We start from the raw sequence: 17952 nt of genomic DNA, 5'->3' as shown, positions 1-17952 counted from the left end.
TGAATGAAGTTTCACTTTATCCCGCATGTAAGGTGCCGTAAGGCTCCCACATCAAAATCTTGAGAAATACAAAAGGTCCAAGTGGGAGAAAACGGCCCCTAAATGCCCGATTGGTTCAACTAACATTCAGTAGGAGCCCTACTGAATGAAGTTTCACTTTATCCCGCATGTAAGGTGCCGTAAGCCTCCCACTTCAAAATCTTGAGTGAATACAAAAGGTCTAAGTGGGAGAAAACGGCACCTAAATGCCCGATTGGTTCAACTAACATTCAGTAGGAGATGAAAGAAAACTCCTACTGAATGAAGTTTCACTTTATTGTTCGTTTTTTATCAGCTGATTTAGTTATGTCAACGGAAGGAATCAATAATCCCTATTACGTTGTAGTTTGCGTTTTAGTTGCTTTGGTCATCTTAGCTACTTTTAAGTAAAGTGCTGCCAGCTGATCCAGGAAAAAATTTGAATATGATCACCCGATTGCGCCACTCTAACCGTTTTTTACACCACTGCATTTTACAGCCAAAACGATAAATTCCCCAGATTCGATATGTGAACCTGATGGAATCGTGAATTTCGTCAGGTTTTTCAGCATTATGACTCTTGTTAAATATAAGTAATCTAATCAAAAATAAAAGTTTTACATTGTTTTGTATAAGTTTACTTTACTTTTATAAAAGATAAGTTTATAATTTGATTTGAAGAGGTGATGGTCGTGAAGAAAGATTTTGGTGATTCGATATCCAATAAAGTTTATGAATATCGTGTACTTGCCAGAATGACTCAGCAAGAATTAGCAAACAAAGTCGGGGTTTCCAAACAAACCATCTTCGTAATGGAAAAAGGAAATTATGTTCCGACCTTGCTGTTAGCTTTTCGAATTGCCGATTTTTTTAATGTCGATGTAAATGATATTTTTACTTATGTGAAAGGAAATGATCAAAATGATCCATGAATTTTTCTCAAATATCCACGACGCCATTTTTTCCCCTTTAAGGTCCTGGGCTGAACAATCTCAAGGAAATTGGAATATTCTCGTTGTAGTTGGTTTTTTACTGGTGATGGGCAGTGCGATTTTTGTCTATATCTTTCATAGGAAGATGGGACCTGCCGATGAACGGACAAGTAAGATCTCATTGAAGAGTGCTTACTTTATGCTATTGACAATTGTGCTGTGTGACATCATTTTTCCAAAAGACTATATGTGGAACATCTTTTTCACGTTCAAATATGCGCTGGCATTTTTAGCTGGTGGAATTTACTTGGCCGTTCAATATAAAAAGGATTTTTCATAAGAAAAAAGGCTGAGAAGCGAGGCTAGCCATGGATGGAGGATTAGACAATGCTGGTAAATAAGCTAACGAAGCGATATGGAAATTCAATCGTTTTAAAAGATCTCTCTTTAGAATTTAACCAAGGAGAAATCGTTGGTCTGATTGGAAGAAATGGTGCTGGCAAAAGTACCTTGATGAAGATTATCACGGAACTTATCTAAACCTATGGTGGATCAGTAACAGACAATGATCAAGTGGGGTACTTGATCGAAGAACCAAAGCGATTCAGTCATAAGACGGGATTATTCCACCTAACTTATTTTTCGGGAATTTACGGAAACACCTTCAAACTCAATGAATACGCGGGGCTCTTACGGAACCTGCAATTTCAAAAAATTCTCCAAAGATGTTCATGCTAACGTACGATTTAATCATCACTTGGGCATTAAAGATATACAATAAACGATTCAGGCACGAACTTACTGAGGAAAGTAGCTGTTCGGACTGCTTTATCCGAAAAAGATAAACCTTTGAAAAAGGGTATTATTCTGATAATGGGAGTACATTCATAAAGAATGGACGAAGTTAGCTTTTACACCAAAATATATGTATAATTCCCATTATTTAAAAAATTAATTTTTGGCGAGGGTATAAAGACGATGTTCTCAAGAATAAACTGACAATGCCCGCCAAACGGACGCTTGGTGAATTAGCTGAATTTGACTGGGCGGGGGCTGTCCGCTAAATCTTGCGACAAGTGGCTGGACAAAGCCATCTATTTGTAAGCCCCACTATTTAGTCAATATTTCTATATGTGTATTATAAAATTTTAGAGAATATGGGGCGAGTATAACATGCAATTTTTTAAAAAGTATTCTTTATTGGCTCTAGCAATATCTTTATTTGTTTTATTGTCTGGATGCGGGGCAGGTAAAGCAGTTGAAGGAGCAGATCAATACATAACAACTATTGAACAAATCGATATTCCAGATGATATAAAGGTTATCGGACTGGGTGAGGCAACACATGGAAATATTGAATTTCAAGAGTTGAAAAAAGACGTTTTTGAAGTATTGGTAAAAAATGAAAATGTCCGTGTTTTTGTCTTAGAAGGTGATTTTGGGGGCGGACAGCAAATAAATCAATTCATTTTAAATGGAGCTGGTACTGCAAAAGAGGCAGTGAACGCCCTTGATTATGGTATTTATAAAACGGAACAAATGATTGAGCTTGTTCAATGGATGCATGATTACAACGCGACGGTGAGCGAGGACAGGAAAATTTATTTTTATGGAAATGATATGCAACGCTATGACTACAGTAAAAAAGGCGTGCTAGACTATTATAAAGTTGTAAATGAAGATGCATTCAAAAAATATGCATTACAGCTGGAACCTGTTTCAAATGATAAAATGCATGAGTTAACGACAGAGCAATTGAAGGAAATCGATGAAACAATAGAAAACATCCTTTCAGACCTGCAAACAAATGAAGGGAATTACGTGGAACAATCATCTACTGAAGCTTATCTCTTTGCTTTACAATATGCGCAAATCATGAAACAGCGTACACAGTTATTTTTAAACGAAGGAGATTATACAAAACTTCGTGATCAATATTTGGCGGATAATTTACAATGGATTGTTGAATTTGAAGCAGAGCGAGGTCACGATAAAGTATTTATGACCGGACATAACGGGCATATTGAAAAAACGTCTGCATCGTTAGCTGGTTACAAATCGATGGGAAATTATTTGGATGATTTGTATGGTGAAGAATACTTTGCAATTGGTACTGATTTTATCAGCAGCGAGTTTCAGGCGAAAAATGGCGGCTCTGGTGAACGACAAATTCATACACTGGAGAATCACAATGATTTAGTTGATGCATTCAGTGAAGTGGAATCAAATGTTTTCTATGTTGATTTTGCAAAAGCAAGGAAGTCGGATGAGTTATCGGATATCATCTCGAGGGAACAAAAAATGGCGAATATTGGGGATGATTTCCGCTGGTGGTACAAGACTTTAAAGAAGTTTTACACGATTGAAATGACACCCAGCAAAGCATATGACAGTGTTATTATTGTAAAGGCAGCAACACCAACAAATGTCATAGAATAGCGCTATTTAATGATAACACAGCATAAAATAATCCAATTCTATAAGTGTCCAACTTGCTTTTCTTTTTTCCACAAATAGGGCCAGATTGTAGAACGTTTCATTCGTATTTGCAGTGGTTATTGTTGACTTAATAGTAGGGAAGTATTTTTGATGGGGGTTTGGGTAATGCACATAAAAACGAAAAGGTTATTGATACGAGAATTTGAATCCAAGGATTGGCAAGCTGTATACGCGTATACGTCGGACAGTCATGTTATGAAGTATATACCTGAAGGCGTTTTCACTGAAAAAGATGCCAAAGAATTTGTAAGTAAAAACACAGGTGATGATGCCGAAAAATTTCCTGTAGTATTAATAGCAGAAGATATTGTTATAGGGCATATTGTTTTTCATAAGTATTTTGGTGAGCATACTTATGAGATTGGCTGGGTGTTTAATCCAAAATACCAAAACAGAGGATACGCCTCTGAAGCGGCAAAAGCCATCTTGGAATATGGCTTTCAAGAAATGAACTTACACAGGATTATAGCAACATGTCAGCCTGAGAATATTCCTTCATACCGAGTGATGGAGAAGATTGGAATGAGAAGGGAAGGCTTTTTTAAAAAATGTATTCCTAATGGTAATGAATGGTGGGATGAATACTATTACGCCATTTTAGAAGAGGAGTTCAAATGAACGATAAAGAGTTCACAAGGTTTTCTTCGTCAATAAGTGAAAAAATTGGACCAGATTGTGAAAATGTAAAGAGGGTTTTCTGGTAATGACAGTGGAATTGTTTTATTTGCAAGTCTCATCTTGACTTTGCAAATACTTCAAGAACGCATGAGAAATTTTTGAAGGAAAGTTAAATTACGCAATCGGGCGGTATTGAAATAAATTGGGACCACCATTTAGACAACTCTAAAATGTGTGGTCCTTTTAATATCCACTATGATATAAAGCGAAAATTCTGCGAATCAGGATGCCGGATTTACTTGTGGGGCCAGGTTGTTTCGGTTTGCGGTACCGGTTAAGGCCGCATTTTATCCGGCATGTAAGGTGCCATATACCCCACATCAAGACCTGAGTTGGTAAGTGGGAGAAAACGGCACTAAATGCCCGATTCGTTCATCTAACATTCAGTAGGAGCCCTACTGAATGAAGTTTCACTTTATGTTCACGACTTGTACGAAGATCAATTATTTTTAGATGTGGTGGAAGGTTCTGGACCTTCCTTTACGCTTAGCCGAAAGTCGGAATGACAGGATTTGAACCTGCGACCTCTTGGTCCCGAACCAAGCGCTCTACCAAGCTGAGCCACATTCCGCGAATGCCGCGAGTGGGAGTCGAACCCACACGCCCTTGCGGACACTAGAACCTGAATCTAGCGCGTCTGCCTTTCTGCCACCGCGGCAAAAATGATAGCTCCATTATTATAACATAATATGAACATAAAATGTTTTGACGTTTTTTTGAAAAATCCAGCGTCTTTTTCATGTTCCCTCTTGCGCCTCCAGCTACGTGAGGCCTTATGATGAATATATACTTTTCGTAGGAGGGATTTTGATGAAAGAGAATACGAAGTACGCCGTTGGAGAGTTTTCCAAAAAAACAGGTTTGTCTGTTCGTACGCTGCATTACTATGATGAAATTGGGTTGCTTCAACCTGAAAAGGATTCGGAAACAGGTCACCGCATTTACAGTCATTCAGATATTGTAACCTTGCAGAAAATCTTAAGTCTTAAATTTCTCGGTTTCAGTCTGGAGCAAATCGCTTCCTTGCTGCATAAATCGAGCTTTACGGTTGATTTAGCTGACACATTGACTCTTCATATTAAGGCTTTGGAAGAAGATAAAAAGCGAATTGAGATATCAATGAATGCGATAAAGAGAGTCGTCAGATTGCTTAAGGAAGAAGGAGAAGTGGAAAGTTCTGCATTATTCAGCATCATTCATAATATGCAAACGGCGAAAAAGCAAAAAGAATGGATGGATCAGCATGAGCTGACAGAGGTAATGGAAGTGTTGTCCGGGAGATCCGAAGAAGAAAAAATCGCCTTGGATCAAATGTTTATTACATTTTATAAGGAAGTCAAACAATTATATGGCAGTCCGGTAGACGACCCCAAAGTAACAGAAATGCTTGAATCTTATCTTCATAATACTTTTTCCTTTCTGGGAGAAGACTTGATTCACCAACTGGCGGACGCAAATGTCGAAGAAACGGATATTCAAGAACTGGAGAATATGTCGCCTTTTCCATTTACGGAAGAAGAGCAGAAATGGCTTAACGAGGCGATGGAATATTATGTGAAGGAAGCAGAACAGGAATAGATGTGTTTTTTTGTAAAAGCGTTCCATCCCATCTGATCAGTTTCCGGCAGATTTTTAAAGCCAGTCCCAGCCATATGTAAAAATAATGAAATCCCTTCCGATTAATATCATGATTGGAAGGGATTTTCTCAATTGGTAAGGTATATTGTAAGTGATACGAGCTCCAAGACGCTTGAGGAAGCTTATATGAAGATGCAGCGTGAAAACCTTTCGCAAGTAAGCGGGTGAAAAAACAACATATGGGGCTTAACCTAGCCAAAGCCCAACGATAGTATATATTCTCGATGTTTTTCCCTTTCATGTCGGCTGTTCCCCCTTGAAGATGTTTGAAATATGGCGCGCGATTTGACACTGTATTCCCTACAATGAAGTTTAATGAATGATTATGACGAAAGTTTTTTACAGGAAGACATGCAACTTCATCGTATTCATTATATATAGTGAAAAGGATCGCAATCAGTATGGTTTACGGGTCAAGAGAGTAGTCACAAAAAGAAGGAATGTTCGCCAACCCAATATTTGCAAACGACATCGCAGAGATTCAATCAGGAAAGAGTGTGGAAGAAACTGAAAAAGTCAATCATTTGTATTTCTTTTTTCACATATAGGAGCTGCTCAGTGGTTTGCGAAAATGAAAAATTGGGTATTCCTTCATTGATATGATTACATATTAGGGGGAATGTGGTCATGGAGGAAGGTTATCCTAGTCGCAGGCAGTATCAAAAGAAAAGACAGCAGGGAAAAAGAATATTAAAAAAGTTAGCCATTCACACCGTGATGGCATTTTTTATCTGCGGTGTTTTATTGATGGGGGTGCTTGCGTTTGCCGCAGTGGCTTATGTAAGGGATGCTCCACAATTAAATCCCGAGTTGCTGAATTCCCCGCAGTCATCCACGATCTATGATATGAATAGCAAAAAAGTGACAGATATCGCCGGAGAGGAATATCGCAAGGTCGTTCCTTTGGATCAGATACCAAAAAAAGTGCAAAATGCGTTTTTGTCCGTTGAAGATGCGAGGTTTTGGAACCATCCCGGCATTGATGTCAAGCGGGTTGCCGGCGCGGCGGTGGCCAATGTGAAGGAAGGTTTTGGGGCAGAAGGGGGCAGCACAATCACACAGCAGCTTGTCAAGATGTCCTTTTTATCCTCGGAAAAAACGATTGAGCGGAAAGTACAGGAAGCGTATCTTGCCTTAAAAGTGGAAAATAAGTATACAAAAAAAGAAATATTGGAAAAGTATTTGAACAAAGTGTATCTTGGCGAAAAAACTTATGGTGTAGCGACAGCCGCAGAAGTGTATTTTGGTAAATCGGTTGAGGATCTGAATATCAGCGAGGCTGCGCTACTGGCGGGGTTGCCGCAAAGGCCGAGTGGGTATAATCCATACAATCACCCTGACCTTGCCGAGAACCGGAGAAATATTGTCCTTTCTTTAATGGAAGAGCATGGATATATTTCGGAAAAAGAAAAAAAAGAAGCCCAGTCGATCCCTGTAGAGAAGCTTCTTAAAAAACGGGAGAATAAAACTTTTTATAACAGCTTTACGGATCGGGTTATTGAAGAGCTGAAAGAAAAAGGGATTGATGAGAAGGAACTTTTTACACAGGGACTGAAAATCTATACAACGCTTGATCCAAAAGCACAGTCAATAACGGAAAAAGTGCTAAAGACAAATGAATATATCGAATTTCCCGATGATCAATTCAAAGCGGGTGTTGTGCTGTTAGATACAAAAACAGGAGAAGTACGGGCAATCGGCGGTAGCCGGCATTCGGAAGAAGTCCAAAGGGGATTCAACTATGCCACTCAATTAAAGCGCCAACCCGGTTCAACGGCTAAGCCGGTTATGGCTTATGGACCGGCGATTGAAAAGTTGAAATGGTCTACTTATGAGCAAATTAAAGATGAACCCATTGAATTGAATGGCAAGGTATTTAAAAACTGGAATAATCGTTTTCACGGAAATGTCTCCATGCGTAAGGCGATGCAATGGTCATATAATATCCCGGCTATCAAGGCGATGATGGAAGTGGGCACTGAAGAGGCCAAGCAGTTTGCCGGAAAACTGGGGATTCCCTTAAAGGAAGTTTTTCCATCTTATGCTATCGGAGGGTTTGGTGACGGAATATCGCCTCTGCAGTTGGCAGGAGCTTATTCTGCCTTCGGTAACAACGGTGTTTTTAACGAACCACATACAGTGAGAAAGATCGTCTATCCAAGTGGAAAGGAAAAGAGTCTTCAGCCAAAACCTGTTCAGGCAATGAGCGATTATACAGCCTACATGATCACCGATATGCTAAAAACAGTGGTCGAAGAAGGAACGGGACAGATGGCCCATATTCCAGGACTTCCTTTGGCCGGAAAAACCGGAACGAACGAACTGCCGGATACGATTAGGGGTTCCGGGGTAACGGATGCCTGGTTTGCCGGATATACAACCCGCTATACCGCTGCGGTATGGACGGGATACGATGAGATTACCCAGGAAAGCTATGTTCGAACAAAGGACTCCCACAATGCCAAATTGATCTTTAAACACATCATGTCCGAAGTTTCGAAAGGAATCGAAACACCTGATTTTACGATGCCGCCCTCGGTTGAAAAGGTGACGATTGGCAATCGGGTTGAGTTGTTTGTCAAAGGCACCGCGCCGAAGAGGAAACAGTTGAATATCGATAAGCCAAAGAAAGTCGAAGATAAAGAGGAAAACAAGCAACAGGAAGTGGAAGAGACAGAGAAGAAACAGGATGAAGTGCAAGAAGAAGAGAAAGAACCGGAGCAGGAGAAAGAGAAAGTGCCTAATCCGAACGAAGAAAAACAAGAAAACGAAACACCCGACACGAATAAACCAGAAAATCCTGGTGGAGAAAAGCCTGCTCAAGACAATCAGCAGCCTGGAGAAGATAATAACCAGCAAAACGATGATCAGCAGGATACCGGGAACAATGATAAAGGCAATCCAGGAAATAATCCGCCGGGAAATAAGGATACCCCGCCCGCGGGGGACACTGGCGGAACGGACGGCTCCGGCGAGAAAAAAGAGGAGCCGGCTACTCAAAGTCCGCCGCCCAGAAAAGATGACGGTTAGGATGGAGCAACGTTATCCTCTTTTAAAACGAACCGTTTCAGGAAGAGAAGACTCTTCATTTTAAAACGAAGCCGTTTCAGGAAGAGAAGACTCTTCTTGAGCGGTTTTTTTACGTAGGATATGCGCCTGAACAAAAGCCGTATAAGCTTCCGGATTTTCTGGCATTTTTTCCTGAAAGAGGTTTAATGGTGCATGGATAACGGAATAAAAGAAATAATAAGACTTAGTCAATAAATCAACAAAGGAGAACGAACATGTCCAATGTCAAATTAGCAGTCATCTTTTACAGCATGGGCGGAACGAATTATCAATTGGCAAAATGGGCTGAAGAAGGGGGAAAAGAAGCAGGAGCTCAAGTTAAAGTGCTGAAAGTGGAGGAGTTAGCCCCGGAATCCATTATTGAAAGAAATGAAGCATGGAAATCAACAGTAGAGACAACAAAAGATGTTCCCATTGCTACTGGCGACGACATTCAATGGGCGGATGCGATAATCTTCAGTGTCCCTACCCGATTTGGCAACATGCCTTCACAAATGAAACAATTTCTCGATATTCAAGGAGGGCTGTGGTCTTCGGGCAAAACAGTGAACAAAGTGGTCAGTGCCATGACTTCAGCGCAAAACCCGCATGGCGGCCAAGAAGCAACGCTTTTATCTTTGTATACAACGATGATGCACTGGGGGGCGATCATTGTACCTCCTGGTTATACAGATCAATCGGTCTTCGGGGCCGGTGGAAATCCATACGGCACAAGTGTAACCGTTGATCAAGATGGCAACATGGTTGACGATGTCCAAGCAGCGGTTAAGCATCAGGCAAAGCGCACCGTAACCGTCGCGGAATGGGTGAAAAAAGCGAATCAATAACGGTAATCGGGAGCTAATCGGCAAATGTCCGGTTAGCTTTTTTCATTGAACTTTTTCATCACTTGCTTGGATTTCCAAAAAAATGTTCCGGAAATAAAAAGATTTGCGCACCCGCCGATTCAATTGAACTAAATGGTGCATGGCGGTTTGTGACGAGTGTATTTTGCCGAATTTGATTGGTTAATGTCTCGATAAAAGGAGATCATCTCAGTATCTTTTTTCAAAGAAGCCGGTCCACTAATCGTATTTAATGGTGATTTTACCCCCCAAAGAACAACATGGCCACTACAGGCAAGTGGTCAGAAGCTTCTGGCATTATGTTAACAACCCCAGCATCCAATATGTCAAAATGATGACTGGCAAAGATATAATCTAGTCGCGTTCTTGGCCGATGTGCAGGATATGTAAAGCCTGTTCCTTTTCCAACTATTTCCCACGCATCCTGAAATTCTTTCGTCAAATTTTGCCATCGTTTCGATCTCGGCTTCATGTTCCAATCGCCCATTATCACAACCGGTTTGGCTTTATTTTGCTGTAACTTCAATATATAATCTGTTTGTTTTTTGTGGAGCAATGGGTTAAGGCTTAAGTGGGTGACGATTATTTGCAAGGATAATGTTTCGATTTGAACTTTTGCCTCCAACAGAGACCTTCCCTCGCTGAGTCCCGGCATCGTAAATGAATGGGTTGCTTTGTCGACAATGGGATATCTCGATAAAAGGGCGTTTCCAAATTGCCGTTCTTTCGCCAAATATTTGGTTTTTTTCCAAATAGATGGACAAAATGCATAGTCCATCCCACATTGTTTCGCCAACCAATCCGCCTGATCTTCATAAAGACTTCGTTTTGAAAAATGACTGTCAACTTCGTTGAGACCGATAATATCCGGCTTGCAAAACGCAATGACATCAGCAATTCTGCCAAGGTCGACTTTTTTATCCGATCCCCTGCCATGATGAATATTAAAGGTCATTGCCTTGATCTCCAAAGCGTTCACCCATTCCCTCTGCAACTTTACAAAATAGTGTTTGAAGTTCGCTTTATTTCATACACTAGTCTTATTTTTCCACTCATATTTACTTATTTCTTATACAAAATAAATCAGAACAATTTATTGTAAGGGGAATTGCCAATGGACATTAGGATGAGACAATATTGCCTTTCGGCATGGAATTTCATCGATCCGGTTTATTTTCAATGTACGCGGTTGCAATATATTCAAAAAGCATGCGGTAATCAATCCATATTACGTGTCCGGTTAACGAAATACAAAGGAAGGGATATCGTTTTATCAGACGGGACTCCTATCAAGAAGAATGACGTACTTGTGAAAATTCATTTGCATAATAGCAAGCTTTTGCAGCAAATGGAGTCGTGTCATAGCGAAATTAGAAGAGCTTTATATATTTACCAAGCGGTTAAAGAGTCGCTTCCATTCGTTATCCGTTATATCCAGACTCAGAAGAATCATGAGCAGATAAAAGGGCTGATCGGCATTACGATGCTTTATAAAGGATGTAAGAAATTAGGGTTTGAACCGTATCCAATTATTCACCCGTTTTATAAACATTTCAAAAAGTTTTCTCTTCTTCCGATCTATTTTCTCTCCTCCGCAAGAGCATTCAATAAAGAAATTCCGTCTCCCATGTATTTATTTATGTCAAGGGATACATTAATGAGCCGTTATGGACACAATAATTGATACGAAAAGGAAATGAAAAAGGATGAAGAGAATGGTCTATTTAATGATCGTTATCATTGTCGTTGTCATGATCATCATTTTGATAAAAACGGCTGTTAAGCCTAATCGACAATCTTTGGATCAAACAGAAATGACGCAAACAGGGAAACCTGTCATTTTACTGATCGTCGACTCCCTGATGAATGAACCGCTGCAGCAGGCAGTAAAAAAAGACCGTGCGCCGGCGCTTCAATTTCTGATGGAACATGGCCGGCTATATCCTGATGTTGTCAGCAGTTATCCCACAATGTCTGTGACGATTGACAGCACATTATTAACGGGAACGTATTCGGATAAGCATCGTGTTCCGGGTCTCGTTTGGTATGATGAAAATGAAAAACGGCTCGTCAATTATGGAAGCGCCAGAGAAGAAGTGTTTAAGCTTGGCGTCAAGCAAGTGGCGGAGGACAATCTTTATAAGTTGAACCATAAGCATTTAAATCGTGATGTCAAGACGATTCATGAAACATTAGCGGATGCGGGGCAGCAAAGCGCGTCGATCAATGCGCTCGTTTACCGTGGAAACGAAAAAAAGACGCTGCATATTCCCGAAGTCGCAGCAAAATTGAAATTGGCGCCGGAAACATTACACATAAAAACGCCTGCGCTTTTTTCCTATGGCATGCTGTCGCAATTCAGCCCAAAAAACGATCAACATATCGGCCCGTTTGAAAAGTTTGGTTTTAATGATGCCTTTTCCGCCCAAGAATTGAAGCATCTCATTCAAAATGATAAGCTTCCCGCTTTTACAATTGCCTATTTTCCGGAGCTTGACCAAGAAGTCCACAAAAATGGCCCTAAAGAACATATTGATGCCATTGCGAAAACAGACAAGCAGGTTCAAGAAGTGTTGAATACGTATGAATCGTGGGACGAAGCGCTGAATAACGCCATTTGGATTGTGATGGGAGACAGCGGCCAGGCGGAAGTGGGAAATGACAAAAATCAATCCCTTATTCGCTTAAAAGACATGCTGGATGATTATAACATATACAAAGTGACAGAGCAGGTTAAAAAAGATGATCAAATTGTCCTCGGGCACAATGAAAGGATGGCGTTCATATATATTTTGGATGAGGCGATCAGACAGGAGGAAGTTGTAAAAAAACTGCAAAAGGATGAAAGAATTGGGTTTCTCGCCTGGAAAGACGGGTCTGGTGTTCATGTGGCTGCAAATGGCCACAAAGAAATTTTTACTTTTCGCCCCGACGGCCCGTACAGGGATTCATACGGGCAAACGTGGACAATCAAAGGAGATCCTTCTGTGCTGGATATGACGGTTCATGGTGATGTGATTGAATATAAAACGTACCCTGATGCGCTTGCGCGGCTTCATAGTTCGCTTCATTCACATTCGGGCACTTACATCATTGCGGATGCCAAGCCCGGGTTTGAGTTTCAAGGCGAAGGAACCCCGATTCACCCTGGTGGAGCTGCGCATGGCGCGTTGCATCAGCAGGATACAATGGTTCCCGTGATCGTAACGGGCACGAACACAAAACCGCGCCATATGCGGATCGTTGATTTATATGCGTGGATGATAGACTTGACGAAAAATCGATAACGGTATTTGCATGGTTTTCATATTGGAAGCTGCTCCAGCGGTCACGACCGTCTTTTCATTGCCTGTAAAAGGGGGGAGGTGCGAATTTCGGTCAAGATTATCTTTTAATCGTTTTGATGGAAAGATGAATGAGGTTACATTGCCAGTGTAAAAGGGGGACAGGCGCGAATCTTCGTCACGCTTACTTTTAATCGTTTTCGCAAAAGGGGACGGTGCGATCAATCGGCCACGTTATTATTACCGAAAAGTTAGGCTGGCTATTTTATAGAAAATGGATTAACATCGTCGTTAACAAAAACCACCAAGTACAAAAAGTGTATGCTTGGTGGCGGGAATGGACGGCGGTTAATGTCCGCCTCCTATTCGATGTTAGAGCAAATGGTTTGCAATCTCTTCCTTGAATGGGCCATTATTCAAAAGATTTCGTTTGGCGAACTATTGGACATTCGAAATGGTATCTCCTTGAATTGGCTCTATTCCATTTTTAAACTTAATCCGAATTGATATTCCACTTTCCAAATCTGACGTATCCATTACTTGGAAATGCAAATGTGGTTCTGAAGAGTTTCCGGAATTGCCGCATTTTCCAATGTATTGTCCTTCTTTTACAAAATCACCTACTTTAACTCGTATTGAGTTCTTTTTTAAATGAGCTAACAGGCTATATTCTTTTTCCGCATGTTTTATGATGACATAATTTCCGGCCGGTTTTTCGGCATCCATATCCACTTCGCCAGGAATATTGTCTTTCATACCATCAACCACTTTTGTCACTTTTCCATCTGCCGGGGCTATGATTTCTTTATCATAAACATAGAAGTTTTCATTTCGAGTTCGTGTATCCTTATAAGATGAACCATTTTGTACTTTTACTAAATCATAAGCATAACGCTGATTTTCATATGGATAATGATAATTGATGAATTCATTTGTCCCGCCCCAAAAGACAAACGATTCACCTTTTATTGGCATACTATAAGTCATTTGCGTAAAGCGATTATCACTCTCTGGAAAAATTCTAAATGGCTTTATATAGAGGCTTTGTATCTGATGGTGCCTATCGAAAGAAACGTGAATGGCCTTTTCATTTCGGTCATCTAACCAAGTATAGTAATACAAACCTTGTAAAGTTGCTTTCCATTTTAATTGGTAATGTGTAACGCCCGCATTAAAGGTTTTTGCTAGCTCAACAAATTGCTTTAAAGATATTAGTTGCTGAAAATCTTCAGAGGTGCAACGGTATATTTTTTCAAAATCTTCACATTGAAATATTCTTCCAAACTCTTCTGGGTTAATAGAACCAGCAATCAAAAATAAAACCTCCAAATTATTTCTAAAAAGTGTACTTATACACTCATACGAAATGCTCGTTAAAAAGTTCCGCTAAACCTTCATTTGTTTCCTGTTATGAACTCGGATATTCTTGTTAAGATTTTTAATGGAAATTATTACAACATCTCTATTAAATAAGGTAGCCATCCATTTAAAATCATATAGGGAAGGAAAAGTGTGCTGTCGCGAATGGGCTTTTGCGCCTTTGTCCAATAAGCGGGATAAACTCAACGTTTAACATGGTGGTTTTGCTCAATAAATTGATAAGGTTCTTACTAAATGAATGATAGGGTTCATTGAAAAGAGCTGATGGAATGATGATGCGTATCAATTACAAATTGAATAAAAATCACATGCCTTGGATGATGCTCGGGTGGCTGCTTGTCATTCAGGTGCTTGTCGCTTTTGTCGGGAGAAGTATCGCTCCTTTGGGGATTTTAATCGGGGAAGAGCTTTCATAGACGAAAGCACAGATCGGAATGCTGCCTGCCGCGTTATTTTTAGGGTAGTCGACTGTGTCGATACCGGCAGGGCTACTGACCGATCAAATGGGATCTAGAAAAGTACTGCTACTTCTCTCAGTTTGTCTGGGGACAGGGTTTTTGATAATGACTTTTACGTCATCACTTTTTCTATTGTTATGTGCAATTGTTATCAGGGGACTTGGCTATGGCGCCTCTCATCCTGCAACTAACCGGGGTATTCTCAGTGGTTTCCGGCAGAAAGACGGGGGATCGCTATGGGAATCAAACAAATGGGCGTCACTCTCCGATCTGCCCTTGCAGCCCTGCTCCTGCTGCCGTTGGCAAGTGTTTGGGGGTGGCGTCCGGCCATATTGGCGGGAAATTCGATTTTATTATTGACCGGTATGTTTACTTATATCATGTATGATGAACCACGCCAAAAAACAAATCCGACGGCAGCGACAGTGAAAAGAAATCCAATGACATGTTGGACGCTGTTACGACATAAAGCGCTTGTGTATGTCAGTTTGAGTGCTTTGATTTTAAGCAGTACTCAAATGATCGTAAATACATATCTTGTTTTGTTTTCCTATGAAAGGCTGGGCATCAGTCTTTTTTTATCCGGAACATTGCTTGTTTTGTCCGAAGCAGGCGGTTCTGTGGGAAGGATCTATTGGGGTGTGATCAGTGACCGCTTTTTCAACAGTAAGCGCTTGATGGTGTTATTTCATCATTGCCGTGATGGCTGCCGCCATTTCAATGATTGTCGCCCTGCTTCCGGCGGGGACATCTTACATTGTGATGGTGCCCGTCGCCTTTTTATTCGGGTTTGGTGTTTCCGGGTTTAATGGCATTTGGATGAATGCCACAACCGAAATTAGTTCCAGAGGAGCAATTGGGCATTGCAACGGGCTTTAGCATTACTGTCGGGTCTTGGGGTGTTGTGGCAGGTCCTCCTTTTTTTGGATTCATTGTGGATATGAGCGGTTCTTTTATATCAGGCTGGCTGTTTATTTCATTCATTGATGTTGCTGTTGAATGTGATGTCTGTGAAACAAGAAGAATCCAAGAAAATAAAACATTTTTCCTAAAAAAATGACAAAGTTTCACTATCTTAAATTGAGTGGTTGAGGAGCGGTTCATTAGTGACTATAGTAATGTTTAATCTTTTGAGTTTTTCAGAAAATGACAACGCTTTCCCGGTAGAAGGAGGTGAAATGACAAATTTCAGCATCAGCTAATTGTCCGCTGTTTTCCAAGAAAAATCATACAAATAAATAGGAGGAGAGGGGAAAGTATGATTGCTTCTGTTAGCAGAGCTATTGATATTTTAAGCTGTTTTACTCAGGAGGAGCCTGTATTGGGCAATGCAGAAATTGCTGAAAAACTGGGATTAAGCAGAAGTACGACACATCATTTAATCACTACACTATGCAATGAAGGTGTCTTAATAAGGGATGCCAGTAGAAAATACCGCCTTGGTTGGAAGCTTTTGGAATGGAATAACAGAGTCATGTTTCAACATGATTTTTATAATAAGGCAATGCCTTTGGTAAAAGAATTGACGGACAGATTCAGGGGAACAGCCCATATTGGCATGTTTGATCGAGGAGACGTCGTTTTTGTCCTCCGGATTTCTTCCATGGAGGCGAATGATGTACCAACTTATCTTGGAGGAAGAAAACCCGCCTATTGTACAAGCGCCGGAAAAGCTCTCATCGCCTATAACGATGTTTACTTGAAAGAAACGATTGCCAAGGGATTATCGAGGCAGGGTCCCAATACCATTACGAATATCGAAACTTTAAAACAGGAATTGAAAGCGGTTCGTGAGCAGGGATACTCTATTAGCAATAATGAAAATGACACACGTACTTATGCGATAGCAGCACCGATTCAATCGTATTCGGGGGAAACGATCGCATCTGTCAATTTGGTGGGGCCGATTAGTTATATGAAAGGGCTTCATAAGGGCCACATTATCCAGTGTGTTATCAATACAGCGAAATCAATTTCGCGTGAATTGGGCTACATCGAAATTTAATGGTTTTCAACGCCTTGGAATAAAGAGAATATTCAGAAAAATAAACAAACTATTTTAAAGGTTCCAAAAAAAGACTTCCTTTTTTCTATACAAACAAGCTTTAGGGGGCATGAACAAATGAACATTTACAAAAGTCGCATTTTTATTGTAATGGTGATGGCTGCTCTGTTATTAGCCGCATGCGGCAGCGGCGGAGACAAAGAATCAACAAAGGCAAGCGGCGGCGGAGCAGAGCAGACTTACGAACTAAAGTTGGGACATATTGCGCCTCCTGACCATATTTGGAATAAATCGGCAGAAAAGCTGGGTGAAGAATTGGAAAAACGTTCCAATGGTCGTATGAAAGTAGATCTGTATCCCGGTGGTCAGCTTGGGAGTGATTCTGACATGGTACAGCAGCTTGAAACAGGGTCATTGGACATAGCTTTCATTACAAATGCTTTCTTGACATCAAAGTCGGATGCTTTCAGCGCATGGTTTGCACCTTATTTATTTGGCTCTTATGAAGAAGCCTTTGAAGCCAGCAATTCGGATGTGGCCAAAAAGATTTTGGCGACGCTGGATGATCAAGGACTAAAAGCAATGGATTATTTCTTTTCGGGTCATCGGACAATGATGTTTAGGGAAAAAATTGAAACACCTGATGAAATGAAAGGGCTAACAATGCGCGTGACACCAAGCCCGGCCTTGGAAGATTGGTACCGTTCACTCGGGGTAAACCCGGAGTCCATCTCATTGCCGGATGTTTACCAATCGGCACAAACAGGGGTTATCGACGGGATGGAAATGGATTTGGATGCCGCTATCACTTCGAACTTTAATGAAGTGACAGGTTACGGGGCGTTGACAAATCATATGGTTTGGCCGGCAGTGATGATCATTAATAAAAAACGTTTTGAAGACATGTCTGAAGATGATCAAAAAATAATTGAAGAATCTATGGCTGTTGCATCCGAGTATGCCACAATGCAGCGTGCTTCGCAGGAAGAAGAATTCAAAAAAACACTTGAAGATAGAGGGATGGAGCTTTACGACATAGATACCGCTTTATTTAAGCCTCACATGAAAGAATTTGATAAGAAATATAAGGAGATGGATCCTCTTATAAAAGAATTTATTGAAACGTTTCGTAAATAGGAGGTGTTA

General features: G+C 40.7%; 17 protein-coding genes and 2 tRNA genes. 15 read left to right on the top strand and 4 right to left on the bottom strand.

Annotated features, from left to right (window positions below; translation table 11 throughout):
* Positions 1-704 precede the first annotated feature (704 nt).
* The 5 genes from NST31_RS04970 to NST31_RS04950 all read left to right on the top strand — a co-directional run bounded on the left by NST31_RS04970 (position 705) and on the right by NST31_RS04950 (position 4067).
* Positions 705-950 (top strand): helix-turn-helix transcriptional regulator, encoded by a 246-nt coding sequence (locus NST31_RS04970; protein WP_077109445.1) that lies wholly within the window; start codon positions 705-707, stop codon positions 948-950.
* On the top strand, positions 940-1290 hold the full coding sequence (locus tag NST31_RS04965; RefSeq protein WP_077109444.1) for a DUF2178 domain-containing protein: 351 nt from the start codon (positions 940-942) through the stop codon (positions 1288-1290). The genes NST31_RS04970 and NST31_RS04965 overlap by 11 nt, the downstream gene beginning before the upstream one ends.
* A 47-nt stretch (positions 1291-1337) precedes the next feature.
* Complete coding sequence (locus NST31_RS04960; protein WP_339164240.1) at positions 1338-1490, top strand: ATP-binding cassette domain-containing protein; 153 nt, start codon at positions 1338-1340, stop codon at positions 1488-1490.
* Between the two features lie 633 nt (positions 1491-2123).
* A complete protein-coding gene (locus NST31_RS04955; RefSeq protein ID WP_339164237.1) occupies positions 2124-3389 on the top strand; it encodes an erythromycin esterase family protein in 1266 nt (421 codons plus the stop codon).
* Between the two features lie 165 nt (positions 3390-3554).
* Positions 3555-4067: a GNAT family protein gene (locus tag NST31_RS04950; RefSeq protein ID WP_339165478.1), complete on the top strand. Its 513-nt coding sequence runs from the start codon at positions 3555-3557 to the stop codon at positions 4065-4067.
* A gap of 557 nt (positions 4068-4624) precedes the next feature.
* Here NST31_RS04950 and NST31_RS04945 read toward each other — a convergent pair.
* A tRNA-Pro gene (locus NST31_RS04945) sits at positions 4625-4698 on the bottom strand.
* 4 nt (positions 4699-4702) lie between these two features.
* Positions 4703-4785: transfer RNA gene (locus NST31_RS04940), tRNA-Leu, on the bottom strand.
* A 152-nt stretch (positions 4786-4937) separates the two neighbouring features.
* Here NST31_RS04940 and NST31_RS04935 point away from each other — a divergent pair.
* The 3 genes from NST31_RS04935 (at position 4938) to wrbA (ending at position 9661) form a co-directional block, all read left to right on the top strand.
* On the top strand, positions 4938-5705 hold the full coding sequence (locus tag NST31_RS04935; protein WP_339164235.1) for a MerR family transcriptional regulator: 768 nt from the start codon (positions 4938-4940) through the stop codon (positions 5703-5705).
* Between the two features lie 687 nt (positions 5706-6392).
* Positions 6393-8795, top strand: a complete 2403-nt coding sequence (locus NST31_RS04930) for a PBP1A family penicillin-binding protein (RefSeq protein WP_339164233.1) — start codon at positions 6393-6395, stop codon at positions 8793-8795.
* Between the two features lie 254 nt (positions 8796-9049).
* Complete coding sequence (wrbA, locus tag NST31_RS04925) at positions 9050-9661, top strand: NAD(P)H:quinone oxidoreductase type IV (RefSeq protein ID WP_077109435.1); 612 nt, start codon at positions 9050-9052, stop codon at positions 9659-9661.
* Positions 9662-9920: 259 nt separating this feature from the next.
* On the opposite strand, the gene NST31_RS04920 is transcribed toward wrbA, so the two are convergent.
* Complete coding sequence (locus tag NST31_RS04920; RefSeq protein ID WP_339164232.1) at positions 9921-10634, bottom strand: endonuclease/exonuclease/phosphatase family protein; 714 nt, start codon at positions 10632-10634, stop codon at positions 9921-9923.
* 159 nt (positions 10635-10793) lie between these two features.
* Here NST31_RS04920 and NST31_RS04915 point away from each other — a divergent pair, with 159 nt between their 5' ends.
* Positions 10794-11363, top strand: coding sequence for a hypothetical protein (locus NST31_RS04915; protein ID WP_339164230.1), 570 nt, complete (start codon positions 10794-10796; stop codon positions 11361-11363).
* Between the two features lie 22 nt (positions 11364-11385).
* Positions 11386-12966: an alkaline phosphatase family protein gene (locus NST31_RS04910; protein WP_339164228.1), complete on the top strand. Its 1581-nt coding sequence runs from the start codon at positions 11386-11388 to the stop codon at positions 12964-12966.
* Positions 12967-13401: 435 nt separating this feature from the next.
* Here the strand turns inward: NST31_RS04910 and NST31_RS04905 are convergent, their stop codons facing one another.
* A complete protein-coding gene (locus NST31_RS04905) occupies positions 13402-14277 on the bottom strand; it encodes a M23 family metallopeptidase (RefSeq protein ID WP_339164226.1) in 876 nt (291 codons plus the stop codon).
* Positions 14278-14612: 335 nt separating this feature from the next.
* Here NST31_RS04905 and NST31_RS04900 point away from each other — a divergent pair, with 335 nt between their 5' ends.
* The 5 genes from NST31_RS04900 (at position 14613) to NST31_RS04880 (ending at position 17943) form a co-directional block, all read left to right on the top strand.
* Positions 14613-14759: a hypothetical protein gene (locus NST31_RS04900; RefSeq protein ID WP_339164225.1), complete on the top strand. Its 147-nt coding sequence runs from the start codon at positions 14613-14615 to the stop codon at positions 14757-14759.
* A 278-nt stretch (positions 14760-15037) separates the two neighbouring features.
* Positions 15038-15610 carry an MFS transporter gene (locus tag NST31_RS04895; RefSeq protein ID WP_339164223.1) on the top strand — a complete coding sequence of 191 codons (573 nt, stop codon included), beginning with the start codon at positions 15038-15040 and terminating at the stop codon, positions 15608-15610.
* 14 nt (positions 15611-15624) lie between these two features.
* Positions 15625-15861 carry a hypothetical protein gene (locus tag NST31_RS04890; RefSeq protein ID WP_339164220.1) on the top strand — a complete coding sequence of 79 codons (237 nt, stop codon included), beginning with the start codon at positions 15625-15627 and terminating at the stop codon, positions 15859-15861.
* A 198-nt stretch (positions 15862-16059) separates the two neighbouring features.
* Positions 16060-16806, top strand: coding sequence for an IclR family transcriptional regulator (locus NST31_RS04885; protein WP_339164218.1), 747 nt, complete (start codon positions 16060-16062; stop codon positions 16804-16806).
* 117 nt (positions 16807-16923) lie between these two features.
* Positions 16924-17943: a TRAP transporter substrate-binding protein gene (locus NST31_RS04880; RefSeq protein ID WP_339164217.1), complete on the top strand. Its 1020-nt coding sequence runs from the start codon at positions 16924-16926 to the stop codon at positions 17941-17943.
* Positions 17944-17952 lie beyond the last annotated feature (9 nt).

Source organism: Siminovitchia sp. FSL W7-1587, from assembly GCF_037963795.1.
In the GTDB taxonomy this organism is placed as follows: Bacteria; Bacillota; Bacilli; order Bacillales; family Bacillaceae_C; genus Siminovitchia; species Siminovitchia thermophila.
The sequence above is the reverse complement of the archived record's forward strand: the minus strand, read 5'-3'. Positions and strand labels throughout refer to the sequence as shown.